Source organism: Stenotrophomonas maltophilia, assembly GCF_001274595.1.
Lineage (GTDB): Bacteria > Pseudomonadota > Gammaproteobacteria > Xanthomonadales > Xanthomonadaceae > Stenotrophomonas > Stenotrophomonas forensis.
In genome coordinates this window covers 3,515,370-3,532,776 of sequence record NZ_CP011010.1, presented here as the reverse complement: position 1 = coordinate 3,532,776, position 17,407 = coordinate 3,515,370, and the positions used below count along the sequence as shown (strand labels likewise).

At 67.1% G+C, this 17,407-nt stretch carries 16 protein-coding genes; 11 read left to right on the top strand and 5 right to left on the bottom strand.

Annotated features, from left to right (window positions below; translation table 11 throughout):
• Window positions 1–98 precede the first annotated feature (98 nt).
• The 4 genes from VN11_RS16245 to VN11_RS16230 all read right to left on the bottom strand — a co-directional run bounded on the left by VN11_RS16245 (window position 99) and on the right by VN11_RS16230 (window position 5,239).
• A complete protein-coding gene (locus tag VN11_RS16245; RefSeq protein WP_053450483.1) occupies window positions 99–557 on the bottom strand; it encodes a hypothetical protein in 459 nt (152 codons plus the stop codon).
• A gap of 196 nt (window positions 558–753) precedes the next feature.
• Complete coding sequence (aqpZ, locus tag VN11_RS16240) at window positions 754–1,473, bottom strand: aquaporin Z (protein ID WP_006462519.1); 720 nt, start codon at window positions 1,471–1,473, stop codon at window positions 754–756.
• A gap of 120 nt (window positions 1,474–1,593) precedes the next feature.
• The gene (locus VN11_RS16235; RefSeq protein ID WP_053450482.1) at window positions 1,594–2,457 is read right to left on the bottom strand and encodes a pirin family protein; all 864 of its coding nucleotides are present in this window, start codon (window positions 2,455–2,457) and stop codon (window positions 1,594–1,596) included.
• A 718-nt stretch (window positions 2,458–3,175) separates the two neighbouring features.
• The gene (locus VN11_RS16230) at window positions 3,176–5,239 is read right to left on the bottom strand and encodes a 3-hydroxyacyl-CoA dehydrogenase NAD-binding domain-containing protein (protein ID WP_049456079.1); all 2,064 of its coding nucleotides are present in this window, start codon (window positions 5,237–5,239) and stop codon (window positions 3,176–3,178) included.
• Window positions 5,240–5,474: 235 nt separating this feature from the next.
• Here VN11_RS16230 and rpoE point away from each other — a divergent pair, with 235 nt between their 5' ends.
• The 9 genes from rpoE (at window position 5,475) to recO (ending at window position 14,155) form a co-directional block, all read left to right on the top strand.
• On the top strand, window positions 5,475–6,095 hold the full coding sequence (gene rpoE, locus VN11_RS16225) for an RNA polymerase sigma factor RpoE (protein ID WP_006462516.1): 621 nt from the start codon (window positions 5,475–5,477) through the stop codon (window positions 6,093–6,095).
• An 8-nt stretch (window positions 6,096–6,103) separates the two neighbouring features.
• The gene (locus VN11_RS16220) at window positions 6,104–6,985 is read left to right on the top strand and encodes a sigma-E factor negative regulatory protein (protein WP_053451362.1); all 882 of its coding nucleotides are present in this window, start codon (window positions 6,104–6,106) and stop codon (window positions 6,983–6,985) included.
• A gap of 74 nt (window positions 6,986–7,059) precedes the next feature.
• Complete coding sequence (locus tag VN11_RS16215) at window positions 7,060–8,595, top strand: DegQ family serine endoprotease (RefSeq protein WP_053450481.1); 1,536 nt, start codon at window positions 7,060–7,062, stop codon at window positions 8,593–8,595.
• A gap of 180 nt (window positions 8,596–8,775) precedes the next feature.
• On the top strand, window positions 8,776–10,569 hold the full coding sequence (gene lepA / locus VN11_RS16210) for a translation elongation factor 4 (protein ID WP_040007303.1): 1,794 nt from the start codon (window positions 8,776–8,778) through the stop codon (window positions 10,567–10,569).
• Between the two features lie 54 nt (window positions 10,570–10,623).
• Complete coding sequence (lepB, locus tag VN11_RS16205) at window positions 10,624–11,418, top strand: signal peptidase I (protein WP_006462474.1); 795 nt, start codon at window positions 10,624–10,626, stop codon at window positions 11,416–11,418.
• A gap of 52 nt (window positions 11,419–11,470) precedes the next feature.
• Window positions 11,471–11,854, top strand: a complete 384-nt coding sequence (locus VN11_RS16200; RefSeq protein WP_006462472.1) for a DUF4845 domain-containing protein — start codon at window positions 11,471–11,473, stop codon at window positions 11,852–11,854.
• Complete coding sequence (rnc, locus tag VN11_RS16195) at window positions 11,844–12,524, top strand: ribonuclease III (RefSeq protein ID WP_053450480.1); 681 nt, start codon at window positions 11,844–11,846, stop codon at window positions 12,522–12,524. Before VN11_RS16200 ends, rnc begins: the two co-directional genes overlap by 11 nt.
• Window positions 12,521–13,417 carry a GTPase Era gene (gene era, locus VN11_RS16190; RefSeq protein WP_005410599.1) on the top strand — a complete coding sequence of 299 codons (897 nt, stop codon included), beginning with the start codon at window positions 12,521–12,523 and terminating at the stop codon, window positions 13,415–13,417. The genes rnc and era overlap by 4 nt, the downstream gene beginning before the upstream one ends.
• An 18-nt stretch (window positions 13,418–13,435) precedes the next feature.
• Entirely contained in the window at window positions 13,436–14,155 is a 720-nt protein-coding gene (gene recO / locus VN11_RS16185; protein WP_053450479.1) for a DNA repair protein RecO, read from the top strand.
• 523 nt (window positions 14,156–14,678) lie between these two features.
• Here the strand turns inward: recO and VN11_RS16180 are convergent.
• A complete protein-coding gene (locus tag VN11_RS16180) occupies window positions 14,679–15,407 on the bottom strand; it encodes a response regulator (protein ID WP_040009454.1) in 729 nt (242 codons plus the stop codon).
• A 128-nt stretch (window positions 15,408–15,535) separates the two neighbouring features.
• Between VN11_RS16180 and rlmD the strand changes: the two genes are divergently transcribed.
• A complete protein-coding gene (gene rlmD, locus VN11_RS16175; RefSeq protein WP_053450478.1) occupies window positions 15,536–16,870 on the top strand; it encodes a 23S rRNA (uracil(1939)-C(5))-methyltransferase RlmD in 1,335 nt (444 codons plus the stop codon).
• Between the two features lie 33 nt (window positions 16,871–16,903).
• Window positions 16,904–17,389, top strand: coding sequence for a CYTH domain-containing protein (locus VN11_RS16170; RefSeq protein WP_053451361.1), 486 nt, complete (start codon window positions 16,904–16,906; stop codon window positions 17,387–17,389).
• Window positions 17,390–17,407: the final 18 nt, after the last annotated feature.

Genomic DNA, 17,407 nt, shown 5'->3' with positions numbered 1-17,407 from the left:
TCGGACGAAGGCGGATCGGGGTGCCGGCCAGCGGCCGGCACTACCCGGTGATCGGGCCGCATTGCGGGGATGCTGCCAGGCAGTCATCCCCATCATGGTCAGCGCCCGGCGGCCACGGCCGACGGCGTCAGGCTCATGCCCTGCGCCAGCTGCTGCAGCGAGCCCAGTTCCTGCGGGCTGTCCGGATACAGCGAAATCTGCGCGTAACGCCCTTTGTCGAGCTTGACCACGCTGATCCGCCGCTCGGCATAGCCGGGCGGCTGCTGGCCGCCGAGGTCGGGCTGGTACCAGTAGAGTGATTCGCCGCCGAAGCTGCCCTTTTCCTGGCGCAGCGTACGATTCAGTGGAATGGACGGATCACGTGCACTGAGCATCAGGCTCAGCACTTCGCGGCCGTCGCCGGTGCTGGCGCGGCAGACCAGGAAATCGGCCTGCGCCTGCTGCTGCCATTGCAGGCCGCTGCTGGCGGGCAGCGAAGGACATTCGGTGGGAGCCTGCGCGGCGGCCTGGGCCACGGCGAACAGCAGGCTCGACAACACTACAGGCGCGAACTTCATGCATCCCCCAAGGTGGTGTGTCGTTTGGCGCCGCCCGATGGATGGGGGCGTTGGCATCCCATCCCCGGATGCCACCCCGCCCGGCATGTGCACGGACAGTCAACTCAACCTTAACGGAACGTGAGCGATCGCACAAATTGCGGTTACAAGCGTAACCATTGCGGCCGATGGTCGGCCGCAATGGTCCGCACAGGCCTCAGCGGTCGTTGCCGATCCACTTGTAGATGATGCCGCCGATCGCGCCGCCCAGCAGCGGGGCGACCCAGAACAGCCACAGCTGGCTGACCGCACCGCTGCCGGCGAAGAACGCCACCGCAGTGGAGCGGGCCGGGTTCACCGAGGTGTTGGTCACCGGGATGCTGATCAGGTGGATCAGGGTCAGCGACAGGCCGATCGCCAGCGGCGCGAAGCCGGCCGGTGCCTTGCCATGGGTGGACCCCATGATCACGATCAGGAACACCGCAGTGAGCACCACTTCGCACAGGAAAGCGGCTGCCACGCTGTAGCCCCCGGGCGACAGCGCGCCGTAGCCGTTGCTGGCAAATGCACCGGCCTGGCTGCCATCAATGGCGAAGCCACTGGCACCGGAGGCGATCTGCAGCAGGATGAAGCCCGCCAGCAGGCCGCCAGCGACCTGGGCGATGATGTAGGGCACCAGGTCCTTGGTCGGGAAGCGGCCACCGGCCCACAGACCGACGCTGACCGCCGGATTGAAATGCGCGCCGGAGATGTGGCCGAACGCATAGGCGCCAGTCACCACGGTCAGGCCGAAGGCCAGCGCCACGCCGAGGAATCCGATACCCAGCGGATTGCCGTCACCGCCGAACTTGGCGGCCAGCACCGCGCTGCCGCAGCCACCCAGAACCAGCCAGAACGTGCCGAGGAACTCGGCGGACAAGCGTTTACCCATGCTCATGTGTTGCACTCCTTTGACGGTGAAAGTGTGATTTATGTCACATTTCAGTGATCAGCGGGTGACTGTAGCGTCAACGCCGGGTGCAGGGATACACCTTCGGATGTGTGCAACACGCGATGTTCAGTACTGCGGCAGCGGGATGAACTCCTTGTCGTCGCCGGGGATGGTGCCGAAGCGGCCGGCTTCCCAGTCGTGCTTGGCCTGCTCGATGCGTTCCTTCGAGCTGGACACGAAGTTCCACCACAGGTGGCGCGGGCCATCCAGCGGTTCGCCGCCGAACAGCATCGCCTTCACCGGGGTCTTCGCGCGCAGGCGGCCGACGGCGCCTGCCTCGGGAATGATCAGGTGCTGGGCGGGCACGTCCACGCCATCCAGCTGCGCGTCGCCCTCGAGGATGTACAGCGCGCGCTCGCGGTGGCCATTGTCGATATCGATCTCCGCATCCGGGTCGAGGTCGATCGCCACGTTGAGCGTGTCGGCGAACACCTTCACCGGCGATTCCTCGCCGTAGGCGCGGCCGGCGATGACCCGCAGCCAGGCACCCTTGCGGCGCTGCTCGGGCAGGGTGGCAGCGGCATGGTGGTAGAACGCCGGCTCAATCTCTTCATGCGACTTCGGCAACGCGACCCAGGTCTGCATGCCGTGGATCGGGTTGTCGTGATCGCGGTCGGGCTGCGGCGTGCGTTCGGAATGGGCGATGCCGCGGCCGGCAGTCATCCAGTTCACGTCGCCCGGGCGGATCACCTGGTCCGAGCCCAGCGTGTCGCGGTGGCCGATCGCGCCGGACCACAGGTAGGTAACGGTGGCCAGGCCGATATGCGGGTGCGGGCGCACGTCGATGGCCGTACCGGGATGCATGAGTGCCGGGCCCATCTGGTCGACGAACACGAACGAACCGATGCTGCGTGCCTGCAGGGTCGGGACGGCGCGACGGACTTCGAGTCCGCCGATGTCGTGCACGCGCGGGGCGATGATGGTGGTCATGCGGGCGTTCTCGCTGGCAGGGATCAGGTGGTCAGCATCGCATGCAGCTGTGACGGGGGCATGCCCCGTATGGGTAACAGGTTGTTCCAGCCAACGGCGCAGCCCCTCGTGGCTGGACGCGCAATGCGTATCTCGTGTTTGGCCGGGCGGGTGGGTTGCGCAGGACACGCCGTAAACCCCCCTCCGGGGTCCGGCCCAGCCGCTGGCGGCTGTGCGTTCGGGCGCTTGCGAAGCAGTGCTTCGCAAGCAAAGCGCCCTCACCCATGGGGGCTCGATGGCGCCATCCATGGCGCCAACGGTCCTGCGCAACCCACCCGCCCGGCCTCTGACAGTGTCCGTGGGCGTCCAGCCACGGAGAAGAAAAAAAGAAAATCAAAATCAGAATCAAACGCCGGTCGCTTCGCTCAGGTGTCGACCAAGGTCGACACCCACCGGGTTCGTAGTTCACCAACCGTCACCGGGAAACTGTCAGGGGTGGGGCGGTGTGGGCAGGCAGGACCGTTGGCGCCATGGATGGCGCCATCGAGCCCCCATGGATGGGTTTACGGCGTGTCCTGCCTGCCCACACCGCCCTACCCACCTAACAGAAAAGCCAGAGCCGGCTGTTGCTCCGGCTCTGGCTCTGGCTCTGGCTCTGGCTTTGGCTTTGGCTTTGGCTTTGGCTTTGGCTTTGGCTTTTGATCCAGCGGGTGCCGGGCCGCAGGCCCGGCCGATCAACTCACACCACCGGTTCGCGCAGGGCCGGGTTGTCCCAGCCCGGGCGCGGCGCGAAACGATCGCCATGGCGCTGCTGCAACGCCTTCAGCCGCTCGACGATCGCATCAGCACCCACCGCACGGATGTGCTGGATCGGACCACCGCGGAACGGCGCGAACCCGGTGCCGAAGATCACGCCGGCATCCAGCAGGTCCGCGTCGGCCACCACGCCTTCGTGCAGGCAGGCCACCGCCTCGTTCAACAGCGGCAGGATCAGGCGGTCCTCCAGGTCGGCCGGGGCCTGGTAATCGCTGGCCACGTCCGGCTTCTTCGGCTTGCCGTTCTCCCAGGTGTAGATGCCCTGGCCATCCTTCTTGCCGCGCTTGTCCGGTTCCACCGTCTGCAGCGCCGCCGGAATCTGCAGGCCCAGGAACGGCGCCAGTTCACGGCCGACACCGGCGGCCACGTCCAGGCCGACGGTGTCGATCAGTTCGATCGGGCCCATCGGCATGCCGAACTTCACCGCGGCCTTGTCGATCACCGGGCCCGGAATGCCTTCGGCATACGCGGTGGCCGCTTCCAGCATGTACGGGAACAGCACGCGGTTGACCAGGAAGCCCGGGCTGCCGGCCACCGGCACCGGGAATTTGCCCAGTGCCTTGCAGAACGCGGCCAGGCGGCGCTCGGTCTCCGGCGCCATGCCGTCGTGATGGATGATTTCCACCAGCGGCATCTGCGCCACCGGGTTGAAGTAGTGCAGGCCGGCGAACTGCGCTGGGCGCTGGATGTGGTCGCGCAGTTCCACCAGCGGAATCGAGGAGGTGTTGGTGGTCAGCAACGCGTCGTGCTTCATCTTCGGCTCCAGCGTCTGGTACAGCGCACGCTTGGCCTCCGGGTTCTCGATGATGGCCTCGATCACCAGATCGGCCTCGGCCACGCCGTTGCCGTCCAGGTCGGCACGCAGGCGCGCGGCCACCGCCGGGCGCTTGCTGTCGTCGCGCACCTTCTTGGCGAACAGTGCCTGCGCACGCTCCATGGCCGGGTCGATGAATCGCTGCTCGCGGTCCTGCAGGGTCACTTCGAAGCCCTTGTAGGCGGCCCACGCAGCGATGTCGCCGCCCATCACGCCGGCACCGACCACGTGCACGTGCCGGATGCCGGAATCACCGCCGCCCAGGCCCTTCAGGCGCTCGGTCAGGAAGAAGATGCGGATCAGGTTGCGCGCGGTCGGCGTGCTGGCCAGCTTCACCACTGCGCGGCGTTCGGCATCCAGGCGCGCCTGGATCGGCTTGCCGCCGCTGCGCTGCCAGGTGCTGATCAGCGCGTACGGCGCCGGGTACTGGTCCTTCTTCGCCTTGCGCGCGACCTGCTTGACCATCTGCGGCGCCAGCAGCTGGCGTGCCGGCCAGGTATTGGTGGCCCAGGCCAGCGCACGCTGCTTGAACGGACGGGTGGTGCCGGACAGCGCCAGCGCGACGGCGGTGTCGAGCACGACCGCCGGCGCCACCACCTTGTCGACCAGGCCGATACCGCGTGCCGCCGAGGCCGACAGGGTACGGCCGGTCAGCATCATGTCCATCGCCGCCGGGGCGCCCACCAGCTGCGGCAGGCGCGCGCTGCCGCCCCAGCCCGGGAAGATGCCCAGCTGGGTTTCCGGCAGGCCGATGCGGGTGCTGGTGTCATTGGAGGCCACGCGGTAGCGGCAGGCCAGCGCCAGCTCGGTACCGCCGCCCAGGCAGTGGCCGTGGATGGCCGCCACGGTCGGGCAGGGCAGCTCGGCCAGCTTCTGGTAGGTGGCCTGGCCGCGGCGGATCGCATCGTTGACGGTGCCGCGGCGGTCGAATTCCTGGAATTCCTTCAGGTCCGCGCCAGCGATGAAGCCGGCCTTCTTCAGCGACTGGATCACCACGCCCTTTGGCGGGTCCAGCGCGATGCGCTCAAGCAGGTCGCCCAGTTCCAGCAGCACGTCCTGCGACATCGCGTTGACGCTGCTGTCCTGACGATCCAGGGAGAGAACCACCACGCCGTCGTCGCGGATCTCGGGGTGCCAGTGGCTGAAGCGGAGACCATCGAAGCCTGAAAGCATGGACGTTCCATCCGGTTGTGTATGGAGAAGCGGCTATGATCCAGAGGTTGTTTCCCCCGCGTCAAATCCCAATAGCAGGGGAGTGGCGACCCCGGATCCATGGCCGTGGACCGGGACGCTAACGGAACGGTGGTTAAAAGCTGGTGCGGCGCCGGGTGATCGGCGACTGAACTTTTCCCGGGATTGGCAGTCTCATTGCCCGACGTCGGTTGGGCTGACAGGAGTGCGGCCCCTCATGGCCGAGGTTGATACACCACAGGAGCTGGATCTGGAACTGGTCCGGCGTGTGCAGCGCGGTGAGAGCGCGGCGTTCGATGTCCTGGTACGCAAGTACCAGCATCGGGTCGTGGCCCTCGTCGGTCGCTACATCGCCGACTGGAGCGAATGTCAGGACGTCGCCCAGGACACTTTCATCCGTGCGTACCGCGCGATCGGAAGTTTCCGTGGTGATGCCCAGTTCTCAACCTGGTTGCATCGAATCGCCGTGAATACCGCCAAAAACTACCTGGCTTCACACAATCGACGGCCGCCGACCGATGACATCGACATCGGCGACGCCGAACAGTTCGACAGCGGTACGCGCCTGCGCGACACCGACACGCCCGAACGCGAGTTGATGCGCCAGGAGCTGGAACAGACGGTGATGAAGGCCGTCAACGCGCTGCCGGAGGAACTCCGGTTGGCGATCACCCTGCGCGAGGTGGAAGGCCTGAGTTACGAGGATATCGCGCAGAAGATGGGGTGCCCGATCGGCACCGTGCGTTCACGGATCTTCCGGGCGCGCGAGGCGATCGACACCGAACTCCGGCCGCTGTTGGACATCGGCAGCGCCACCCGTGAGAAGAGCCGCGTATGACCAGCAATCTGACCAGCAATCCGTTCAACGAATCGCAGAACCATCAATCCCCTGCCGGGCAGCGCCTGGACCAGCGCCACCGCGAACAGCTGTCGGCCCTGGTCGACGGCGAGCTGGGCGCCGATGAAGCGCGCTTCCTGTTGCGCCGCATGGAGCATGATCCGGAGCTGGCGGGTTGCCAGGAACGCTGGCAACTGCTGGGCGACGTGATGCGCGGGCAGGCCCCGGCACTGGCCCCGGCCGGCTTCAGTGCCGCCGTGGCGGCTGCCATCGCGACCGAACCGGCACCGCAGGCCGAGCCGCGCCGCCAGGCGCGTCGCAGCGGCTGGCGGGCCTGGGGCGGTGGTGCCGCACTGGCCGCCTCGGTCGCTGCCGTGGCCCTGTTCATGGGCGGCGAGAAGCTTCAGGAGGCCGCCCCCGGCGAGCCGCTGGCACCGCAGGTGGTCGCCAGCCAGGCTGAACTGGCGCCGGCGCCGAGCGGCCCGGCTGCGGTCACCGAGGCGTCGGTGGATACCGCAACGATGGCCGTGGCGGCTGCGCCGGCGGTGGCAATGGCCGCGGCCAGCCGCCGCCAGGACAGCCGTCGCGCCAGCGCGACCCGCAGCCAGCAGGCCGCGCGCGTCGCCCAGCGTGATGACAGCCCGCAGCGTGCGGTGGCCGCCGCGCAGGCGCCGTTGACCCCGACGGTGCCGGCCAACGCCAGCCGCAACCTGCCGTTTGGCGAGGTGGGAGCACTGCAGGCGCGACCGTGGCCCCGCTCCAGCCTGGCCCCCGCGGCGGGTGGCGCGCTCAATGCCAGCTTCCCGGCCCACGCCGGTGGTGCTGCGTTCTACCCGTTCGAGCCGCGCCTGCAGGATGACCTGCCGGTGCCGCCGCGCCCGCGCGACTGAGCCGGGCGCTTTCACGCCCCGCCGTCGGCGGGGCCCGTATTCCTCTTTCCACCCGATCCGGAGGTTGCCGTCCGATGACTCCCCGACTCCGCACGCAGGCCATCGGCCTGCTGGCCCTGACCCTTCCCTTGATGGCCTGCGCCCAGGCGCCGGCGCCTGCGGCGCAGACCCAGCCCGCGCCGGCTGCGGCGCCGCGGGCGCCCGCGCAGCCGCTGGTCACCGGCCTGCCTGACTTCACCCACCTGGTCGAACAGGTCGGGCCGGGCGTGGTCAACGTCGACACCACCATCGTGCGCAACAACCGCCAGGCCTCGCGGGGCCCGATGGGCGGCGACGATGACATGCCCGAGTTCTTCCGCCGCTTCTTCGGCCCGGACTTCCCGATGCCGGGGCAGGGCCCGGGTGGCCAGGATGGCGGTCCCAGCATCAAGGGCCGCGGCATGGGCTCGGGTTTCATCATCTCGCCCGACGGTTACGTGCTGACCAACTACCACGTGGTGGCCGATGCCAGCGAGGTGAAGGTGAAGCTGGGTGACAGCCGCGAGTTCAACGCCAAGGTGGTGGGCAGCGACCAGCAGTACGACGTGGCCCTGCTGAAGATCGACGGCAAGAACCTGCCGACCGTGCGCGTGGGGGATTCCAACACCCTGAAGCCAGGCCAGTGGGTTGTCGCGATCGGCTCGCCATTCGGCCTCGATCACTCGGTCACCGCGGGCATCGTCAGTGCGCTGGGCCGCAGCACCGGTGGTGCCGACCAGCGCTACGTGCCGTTCATCCAGACCGACGTGGCGATCAACCAGGGCAACTCCGGCGGCCCGCTGCTGAACACCCGCGGTGAAGTGGTCGGCATCAACTCGCAGATCTTCTCCGCCTCCGGTGGCTACATGGGCATCAGCTTCGCGATCCCGATCGACCTGGCGATGAGCGCGGTCGAGCAGATCAAGAAGAGTGGCAAGGTCACCCGTGGCCAGCTGGGTGCGGTGGTCGAACCGATCGATTCGCTGAAGGCGCAGGGCCTGGGCCTGCCGGACAGCCGCGGTGCGCTGGTCAACCAGATCGTGGCCGGCAGTGCGGCCGAGAAGGCCGGCGTACAGATCGGTGACGTGGTGCGCTCGGTCAACGGCAGCCCGGTCAACAGCTGGTCGGACCTGCCACCGCTGATCGGTGCGATGGCACCGGGCAGCCGGGTCACCCTGGGCGTGATCCGCGATGGCAAGCCGCGCGACCTCAGCGCAACGCTGACCGCACTCAGTGAAGATGGCCAGGGCAATGCCCGCGCGGCCGCCACGGCCAAGCCCGATGCGGCGCCGCAGGCCGGGGCCAATGCCCTGCTGGGCCTGGACGTCAGCGACCTGACCGCGCCGCAGCGCAAGCAGTTCGGCCTGGACGGCAACGAGGGCGTGCGCATCACCGGGGTCAAGGGCCAGGCGGCGCGTGATGCCGGCCTGTCTCCGGGCATGGTGATCCTGCAGGTCGGGCGCACCCCGGTTGGCAGCGTGGATGGCCTCAACCGCGCGCTGTCCAGCTACAAGAAGGACGATGTGGTGATGCTGCTGGTGCGTACCGGCAACGGCAACAGCGCGTTCGTGGCGGTGAAGGCCGGCCAGTAAGGCCTGTCTGGGCCGCTGCTGCGGCGGCTGCCATCTACCCCGAAGCCCCGCCCCGGCGGGGCTTCGGCCGTTCCGGGCCGGCCCGACGAGGCCGTTTTCGCGGCGAGGCGCCGGGCATGCGATAATCGACCGTTACCCTGACGACGCCGCGCGCCGCCGCCACCTATGTCTTCTGATTCGATGCGGAACATCCGCAACTTCTCCATCATTGCCCATGTCGACCACGGCAAGTCCACGCTGGCCGACCGCATCATCCAGCTCTGCGGTGGCCTGCAGGCCCGTGAGATGGAAGCGCAGGTGCTCGACTCCAACCCGATCGAGCGCGAGCGTGGCATCACGATCAAGGCGCAGTCGGTGTCGCTGCCGTACCTGGCCAAGGACGGGCAGACCTACCACCTGAACTTCATCGATACCCCGGGCCACGTCGACTTCTCCTATGAAGTCAGCCGCTCGCTGGCCGCCTGCGAGGGCGCGCTGCTGGTCGTCGATGCCGCCCAGGGCGTGGAAGCGCAGTCGGTGGCCAACTGCTACACCGCGGTCGAGCAGGGCCTGGAAGTGGTGCCGGTGATCAACAAGATCGACCTGCCCACCGCCGACATCGAGCGCGCCAAGGCCGAAATCGAGGCCGTGATCGGCATCGACGCCTCCGACGCCGTGCCGGTCAGCGCCAAGACCGGCCTGAACGTGCAGGACGTGCTGGAGGCGATCGTGCACCGCATTCCGCCGCCGACGCCGCGCGACACCGAGAAGCTGCAGGCGCTGATCATCGACTCGTGGTTCGACAACTACCTCGGCGTGGTCTCGCTGGTGCGCGTGATGCAGGGCGAGATCAAGCCCGGTGACAAGCTGCAGGTGATGTCCACCGGCCGCAACCACCAGGTCGACAACGTCGGCGTGTTCACGCCGAAGCGCAAGGTGCTGCCGGCGCTGCGTGCCGGTGAAGTGGGCTGGGTCACCGCCAGCATCAAGGACGTGCACGGCGCGCCGGTCGGCGACACCCTGACCCTGGCCGGCGACCCGGCACCGAAGCCGCTGCCGGGCTTCCAGGAAATGCAGCCGCGCGTGTTCGCCGGCCTGTTCCCGGTGGACGCCGAGGATTACCCGGACCTGCGCGAAGCGCTGGACAAGCTGCGCCTGAACGATGCCGCGCTGCGTTTCGAGCCGGAAAGCTCCGAGGCGATGGGCTTCGGCTTCCGCTGCGGCTTCCTCGGCATGCTGCACATGGAGATCGTGCAGGAGCGCCTGGAGCGCGAATACAACCTGGACCTGATCAGCACCGCGCCGACGGTGGTGTATGAGGTGCTGAAGACCGATGGCTCGATCATCAACATGGACAACCCGGCCAAGCTGCCGCCGGTGAACCAGGTCGAGGAGATCCGCGAGCCGATCATCCGTGCCAACGTGCTCACCCCCGAGGAGTACATCGGCAACATCATCAAGCTGTGCGAAGAAAAGCGCGGCAGCCAGATCGGCATCAACTACCTGGGCAGCCAGGTGCAGATCAGCTACGAGCTGCCGATGGCCGAAGTGGTGCTGGACTTCTTCGACAAGCTGAAGTCGGTCAGCCGTGGCTATGCCTCGCTGGACTACCACTTCGTGCGTTTCGACGCCGGCCCGTTCGTGCGTGTGGACGTGCTGATCAACGGCGACAAGGTCGATGCGTTGTCGCTGATCGTGCACCGCAGCCATGCTGATCGCCGCGGCCGCGAGCTGTGCGAGAAGATGAAGGACCTGATCCCGCGCCAGATGTTCGACGTGGCCATCCAGGCCGCGGTCGGCTCGCAGATCATCGCCCGTACCACGGTCAAGGCCATGCGCAAGAACGTGCTGGCCAAGTGCTATGGTGGCGACGTTTCGCGCAAGAAGAAGCTTCTGGAAAAGCAGAAGGAAGGCAAGAAGCGCATGAAGCAGGTCGGCCGCGTGGAAATCCCGCAGGAAGCGTTCCTGGCCGTGCTGCAGATGGACAACAAGTAAGCCCGCACCGGCCCCTGCGGGCCGGTCGTCTGGTGACGTTGCAAAGGACCCTGAATGAAACTGTTTGAGATCCTCCTGGTCGTGCTGACCCTGGCCTCGGGCCTGATCCTGCTCGCGGACAAGCTGTACCTCGCCAAGCGCCGCGCCCAGCGCGCGGGCCTGCTCGATTCCGAGCCGGTGCTGGTGGACTACTCGCGTGCGTTCTTCCCGGTGCTGGCGATCGTGCTGATCGTGCGCAGCTTCATCGCCGAGCCGTACAAGATCCCGTCCAGCTCGATGATGCCGAACCTGCTGATCGGCGACTTCATCCTGGTCAACAAGTTCTCCTACGGCCTGCGCCTGCCGATCAGCAACACCAAGATCGTGCCGTTCGGCGAGCCGTCGCGTGGCGACGTGGTGGTGTTCCACTTCCCCGGCCACAGCGACAACGACCCGGCCAAGGGCGAGAACTTCATCAAGCGCGTGATCGGCGTGCCAGGTGACACCATCGTCTTCGAAGGCGACGGCGTGATCCTCAATGGCGAGCCGCTGAAGTACGACAACAAGGGCATCTATGCCGGCCACAAGGGCCAGGGCGAGGGCGCCAACCTGCTGGTCGAGCACCTGCCGGGCCGCACCCACACCGTGCTGGAGACCGACTATCCGCGTGGCCAGGGCCAGTGGACCGTGCCGGCCGGCAAGTACCTGGTGATGGGCGACAACCGTGACAACAGCGACGATGGCCGTTTCTGGGGCCTGCTGCCGGAAGAGAACCTGCGCGGCAAGGCCTTCCTGATCTGGCTGAACTGCCAGGGCTGGTTCTGCAAGGATGGCTTCGAGCCGTCGCGGATCGGCTCGAGCATCAACTGATCGGGCATCACCTGAGTATTTTCACATCCAACGCGTATCTGGGGAGAACGCAATGAAGACGATGAACACGCAGCGCGGCATGACCCTGACCTCGTTCCTGACGGTCCTGATCGTGGTTGGCTTCTTCCTCTACATCGGCATGAAGCTGTTCCCGATGTACCAGGAGTACTACGCGGTGCGCTCGGCGATGAAGAGCCTGGCCAACGAGCCGGGCGTGGGCAACATGGAACCGGCCCGCATCCAGGACCTGTTCTTCAAGCGCCTGTACATCAACTACTCGGACAACGTGAAGCCGGCCAATGTGAAGTTCGATCGTCGCGACAACGGCTGGACCCTCAAGGTCAACTACGAAGTACGTCGTCCGCTGATCGGCAACCTCGATGTGGTTGGCAATTTTGATTCTTCCCAGGACCTGACACGAAGCGGTGCCCAGTAAATTCATCCAACGTAGCGACCTGATCGGTCATCCCTTCCGCGATGCGGCCCTGCTCAAGCAGGCGCTGACCCATCGCAGTGCGGGTGCGCCGCACAACGAGCGCCTGGAGTTCCTCGGCGACAGCATCGTCAACATGATGGCGGCCGAGGCGTTGTACCGGCGCTGGCCGAAGGCCGACGAAGGCGCGATGACCCGTGCCCGCGCCGAGCTGGTGCGTGAAGGCGCGCTGGCGGTGATCGGGCGCAGCCTGGAACTGGGCGAGCGGCTGACGCTGGGCCCTGGCGAAATGAAGTCCGGCGGTCATCGCCGCGACTCGATCCTGGCCGACGCGGTGGAAGCCGTGGTGGCCGCGATCTACCTGGATGCCGGTTTCGAGGCCTGCCGGGCGGTGGTACTGCCCTGGTTCAGCGCGTCGATCGAGGCACTGCCGGCCTCCGGCCGGCCCGAGAAGGACCCCAAGACCCGCCTGCAGGAATGGCTGCAGGCCCGACAGAAGGCGTTGCCGCAGTACGAACTGGTGTCAGAATCCGGTGACGACCACGCCAAACACTTCCGGGTACGCTGCAACGTAGCTGACCCGGCCGCCAGCACCGAGGGCGAAGGCGCCTCGCGGCGGCTTGCCGAACAACAGGCGGCTGCGGCCGTCCTAGAACAACTGGATTCCAAGTGAGCGAACAAACTCCCCATCATTGCGGCAGCGTGGCCGTCATCGGCCGCCCGAACGTGGGCAAGTCGACCCTGACCAATGCCCTGGTCGGCGCCAAGGTCAGCATCGTCTCCAACCGCCCGCAGACCACGCGCCATCGCCTGCTGGGCATCGCCACGTATCCGGAAGGCCAGCTGGTGCTGGTCGACACCCCCGGCCTGCACAAGGTGCAGAAGCGGGCGATGAACCGGGTGATGAACCGCGCCGCGCGTGGCTCGCTGGAAGGCGTCGACGCCGGCCTGCTGGTGATCGAAGCCGGGCGCTGGGACGAAGAAGACAGCCTGGCCTTCAACGTGCTGCGCGATGCCGGCATCCCGGTGGTGCTGGTGGTCAACAAGATCGATCGCCTGAAGGAAAAGGGCGCGCTGCTGCCGTTCCTGCAGCAGGTGACCGAAGGCCGCGACTTCGCCGCCGTGCATCCGATTTCCGCACAGAAGCGCAATGGCCTGGAAGCGCTGGTGCGCGACGTGCTGAAGCTGCTGCCGGAAGCCCCGCCGATGTTCGGCGAGGACGAGATCACCGACCGCAGCCAGCGTTTCCTGGCTGGCGAACTGGTGCGCGAGCAGCTGATGCGCCAGCTCGGCGAAGAACTGCCGTACGCCACCACGGTGGAAATCGAGCGCTTCACCGAAGACGGCAACCTGCTGCGCATCGGTGCGGTGATCTGGGTCGAGCGCGAAGGCCAGAAGGCCATCGTGATCGGCAAGGGTGGTGCGCGCCTGAAGGAGATCGGTGCCAAGTCCCGCCTGCAGATGGAGCGCCTGTTCGGGGCCAAGGTGTTCCTGGAAACCTGGGTGCGCGTGCGTGAAGGCTGGTCCGATGACGAGGCCGCGCTGAAGGCCTTCGGCTACGAGTAGGCCGACCCGGTCGCTTCGATGATGATCGAGGACGACACCGGCTTCGTGCTGCATGCACGGGCCTATCGCGAGACCAGCCTGCTGGTGGAGGTATTGAGCGCGCAGCATGGCCGCATCGGCCTGCTCGCGCGCGGTGTTTCAACGGCGAAGGGGCAGGTGCTGCGCGCTGCCCTGCAGCCGTTGCAGTGGATCCGTTTCAGCGCCCAGCAGAGGGGTGAACTGGCGCAACTGCGCGCTGCCGAGGCGCTGGATGCCGCGCCGCGATTGGTTGGCCAGGCGATGCTGGCCGGTTTCTACCTGAGTGAACTGACCCTGCGCCTGGCCCCTCGCCAGGACCCGTTGCCGGAGCTGTACCTCGCCTACGGTGAGGCGCGCGCGCGGCTGGCGGTCGGTGCCGGCCTGGCCTGGACCCTGCGTCGTTTCGAACGCGAACTGCTGTCGGCGCTGGGCCTGGGTTTCGAACTGGACAGCGCCAGCGACGGCCAGCCGGTCGACCCGGCTGCACGCTATGCGTTGGACCCGCAGGAAGGGCCGCAACGGCTGCTGAGCGAGCGTGGCGGCGAGCGCCAGGCGGCGGCCACAGGCTCGGCGCTGCTGGCGCTTGCCGCCGACGAGGAGCCCGAGGCGGCCGACCTGGCCAGCCTGCGGCTGCCGATGCGGCGGGTACTGGCCCATCATCTGGGGCCGCGAGGCCTGAAGTCCTGGGAACTGCTCGAGCAGCTCGCCCCCAGGCGTTGAGGGGTGTCCGGCAGGGCTTGCAGCCCTGCACCCGCCGAATCAACGTCAACGTCAACTGCAAAAGCTGGCTATCCGTGGGTAGGCGGGGTGGGTCCGGTTGCGGGAGATGCCGTAAACCCATCCATGGGGGCTTGGCCGCGGCATCCATGCCGCGGACACTCCCGCAACCGGACCCACCCCGCCTTCGACAGATTTCCGCAATCTGCAGTAGATCCACGCCATGCGTGGATGAATTTCCATCGGAATCGAATATTTCGAATTGGAATCGAAAAGCATCCACGCATGGCGTGGATCTACCGTGTCGACCAAGGTCGACACCCATCCACAGCCGCCGGAATCTGTCAGAGGTGGGGCGGTGTCGGAGTGCGGGGTGTCAGCCGCATGGATGCGGCTGCCAAGCCCCCATGGACGGGTTTACGGCGTCCCCGCACTCCGACACCGCCCCGCCATCCCTCGGATAGCCTGCTGTTGCTGTTGCTTTGGCCTCGGCAGGTGCAGGGCTGCAAGCCCTGCCGAACACCCCTCAGTGCAGCAAGGCAGCCACTGCGGCGCGGAACCCGTCCTGGGCCTGCCCCGACTCGGGCGCATGATGCAGCTGGCGCACCGCCCGGCCCAGCCGTGCCGCACCCACGAAGCCGCAACTCGCCTGCAGCCGATGCAACTGGCTGCGCAGTTGCCGCTCGTCATGCTGGTGCACCGCCTGCTCGACCGCGTCGCGCACGCCGGGCAACTCGGCCAGGAACAGTTCTCGCAGCGCGATCAGGTGGTTGCGCTGGCCATTGAGTGCGGCCAGTGCCGCGGTCTCGTCCCAGTCCTGCACCTGCAGCTCGACCGCTGCCGGGGCCTGGGCCACGAAGATGCCCGCCGGGCTGTTCACCAGGGCCCGGCGCACTGCCTTCAGCAGCTGGTCGCGGCCCAGCGGTTTGACCAGGGTGTCGCTGAAACCGGCTTCGCGCAGGCGGGCATGAATGGAGGTGTCGCCGTCGGCGGTATGCGCCAACGCCGGGGTATCGGGGTGTGAACGGCGCAGTTCGCGCAGCAGCTGCGCGCCATTGCCGTCGGGCAGATTGACGTCGATCAGCCACAGGTCATGCGCGCCGGGCTCGGCGCTGGCCAGCGCGCTGGCCAGTGAGTCTGCGGTGTCCACATCCGCTGGTAACGTTTCCAACGCCGCTTTGAAAAAACCGCGGCTGATGATGTCGTCCTCGACAAGCAGGAAGCGGGGCCGGCTGGTCCGCGGGGTCATCTGCATCAGGGCTGCCTCCATGTCAGCTGGTCCAATCATCAAGCACGACGGCGACGGGCGCAAGCGGGTGCGGACCCTGCCGGTCAGGATCTGCGACAATACGCCCCCATTTTTTGCCCGCAGCCTGTCGCCACGTGGCCCGATCCCGCTCCCGCATCGACCGTACCCCGTTCCAGACCGAAATCCTCGACCTCAGCCATGATGGCCGCGGCGTCGCCCGCCGTGAAGGCGAGGGCGGCAAGGTCACCTTCATCAGCGGCGCCTTGCCGGGCGAGGTGGTGATGGCGGAACAGACCGCCCGCAGCCGCCATTTCGACGAGGCGCGCACGGTACAGGTGCTGCAGGCCTCGCCGCAGCGTGTCACCCCCAAATGCCCGCACTTCGGCACCTGCGCCGGCTGCGTGCTGCAGCATCTGGACGAAGACCAGCAGATCGTCGCCAAGCAGCGCGTGCTGATGGACAACCTGGAGCGGATCGGCCACGTGAAGCCGGGTACCGTGCTGGCGCCGCTGGTCGGCGAGAGCTGGGGCTACCGCCGCAAGGGCCGTTTCTCGGTGCGCCGGGTCGAGAAGAAGGACAAGACCCTGGTCGGTTTCCGTGAACAGGACCCGCGGTTCGTGGCCGACCTCGGCCAGTGCCTGACCGTGATTCCGGAGATCGGCACCAAGGTCGAGGCCCTGTCCACCTTCATCGAATCGCTCGATGGCAAGCGTGACATCCCGCAGATCGAATTCATCGCTGGCGACCAGGCCGTGGTCCTGACCGTGCGGCACCTGCAGCCGCTCAGCGATGCCGACCGCGCCGCCTGGGCCGCCTTCGGCCAGCAGCATGGCTTTGTGATCTACCTGCAGTCCGGCGGCGTGGACACCGTGCAGCCGCTGGACGGGCAGGGCGTGCCGCTGTCGTTCCGGCTGGCACCGTGGGATGTCGAGCTGGCATTCCGCCCGCTGGACTTCATCCAGGTCAACGCCAAGCTCAACGAGAAGATGATCGCCCACGCCCTGGACCTGCTGGAACCGGGTGAGGACGAGCGCGTGCTGGACCTGTTCTGCGGCCTGGGCAACTTCACCCTGCCACTGGCCCGCCGCGTGCGCGAAGTGGTCGGCGTGGAAGGCGATGCCGGCCTGGTCGCGCGTGCCCGCGAGAATGCCGAGCGCAACGGCCTGGCCAACGCGCAGTTCTTCAGTGCCGACCTGACCCAGGACCAGCGCAGCACCGCGTGGATGCGCCAGGGCTTCGACAAGCTGCTGCTCGACCCGCCGCGTTCGGGTGCGATCGAAGTGCTGCAGCAGCTGCCGCTGAAGCAGTTCAAGCGCATCGTCTACGTCAGCTGCCACCCGGGCTCGCTGGCGCGTGACGCCGGCTACCTGGTCAACGAACAGGGCTTCACTCTGGTCAGCGCCGGTGCCATGGACATGTTCCCGCACACCGCACACGTGGAAAGCATCGCGGTGTTCGAGAAGCGCTGACGGGCTGTCATGCCCATCGCGCATAATGGCGCGATGGGCATCGAAATCGAACGCAAATTCCTCGTCAGCAGCGATGGCTGGCGCACCGCCGCGCACCGGGTGATCCCGATGGCACAGGGCTACATCAACGACATGGGCGCACTCGATCGCGGCACCCAGAACGCTTCGGTGCGCGTGCGTATCGAGGGCGACCACGCTGCGCTGAACCTGAAGTCGCGCACCATCGGCCATACCCGGCAGGAGTTCGACTACCCGATCCCGGTGGAGGACGCGCGCGCGCTGCTTGCACTGTGCGTAGGCGGGCTGATCGACAAGCGTCGCCATCTGGTGGACCACGCCGGGCTGACCTGGGAAGTGGACGAGTTCCTCGGCGACAACGCCGGCCTGGTCGTGGCCGAGGTCGAGCTGGACAGCGCCGACCAGGTCATCGACCTGCCGGACTGGGTGGGTGCCGAAGTGACCGATGACGCCCGCTACTACAACGTCGCCCTCGCCAGTCACCCCTATTCACAGTGGTGAACCCCTAAAAAGGGGACG

What these genes read in the sequence shown, in the direction of transcription:
- VN11_RS16245 (WP_053450483.1), bottom strand. Translation starts at nt 557, where the DNA reads ATGAAGTTCGCGCCTGTAGTGTTGTCGAGCCTGCTGTTCGCCGTGGCC.
- aqpZ (WP_006462519.1), bottom strand. Translation starts at nt 1,473, where the DNA reads ATGAGCATGGGTAAACGCTTGTCCGCCGAGTTCCTCGGCACGTTCTGG.
- VN11_RS16235 (WP_053450482.1), bottom strand. Translation starts at nt 2,457, where the DNA reads ATGACCACCATCATCGCCCCGCGCGTGCACGACATCGGCGGACTCGAA.
- VN11_RS16230 (WP_049456079.1), bottom strand. Translation starts at nt 5,239, where the DNA reads ATGCTTTCAGGCTTCGATGGTCTCCGCTTCAGCCACTGGCACCCCGAG.
- rpoE (WP_006462516.1), top strand. Translation starts at nt 5,475, where the DNA reads ATGGCCGAGGTTGATACACCACAGGAGCTGGATCTGGAACTGGTCCGG.
- VN11_RS16215 (WP_053450481.1), top strand. Translation starts at nt 7,060, where the DNA reads ATGACTCCCCGACTCCGCACGCAGGCCATCGGCCTGCTGGCCCTGACC.
- lepA (WP_040007303.1), top strand. Translation starts at nt 8,776, where the DNA reads ATGCGGAACATCCGCAACTTCTCCATCATTGCCCATGTCGACCACGGC.
- lepB (WP_006462474.1), top strand. Translation starts at nt 10,624, where the DNA reads ATGAAACTGTTTGAGATCCTCCTGGTCGTGCTGACCCTGGCCTCGGGC.
- VN11_RS16200 (WP_006462472.1), top strand. Translation starts at nt 11,471, where the DNA reads ATGAAGACGATGAACACGCAGCGCGGCATGACCCTGACCTCGTTCCTG.
- recO (WP_053450479.1), top strand. Translation starts at nt 13,436, where the DNA reads ATGATGATCGAGGACGACACCGGCTTCGTGCTGCATGCACGGGCCTAT.
- VN11_RS16180 (WP_040009454.1), bottom strand. Translation starts at nt 15,407, where the DNA reads ATGCAGATGACCCCGCGGACCAGCCGGCCCCGCTTCCTGCTTGTCGAG.
- VN11_RS16170 (WP_053451361.1), top strand. Translation starts at nt 16,904, where the DNA reads ATGGGCATCGAAATCGAACGCAAATTCCTCGTCAGCAGCGATGGCTGG.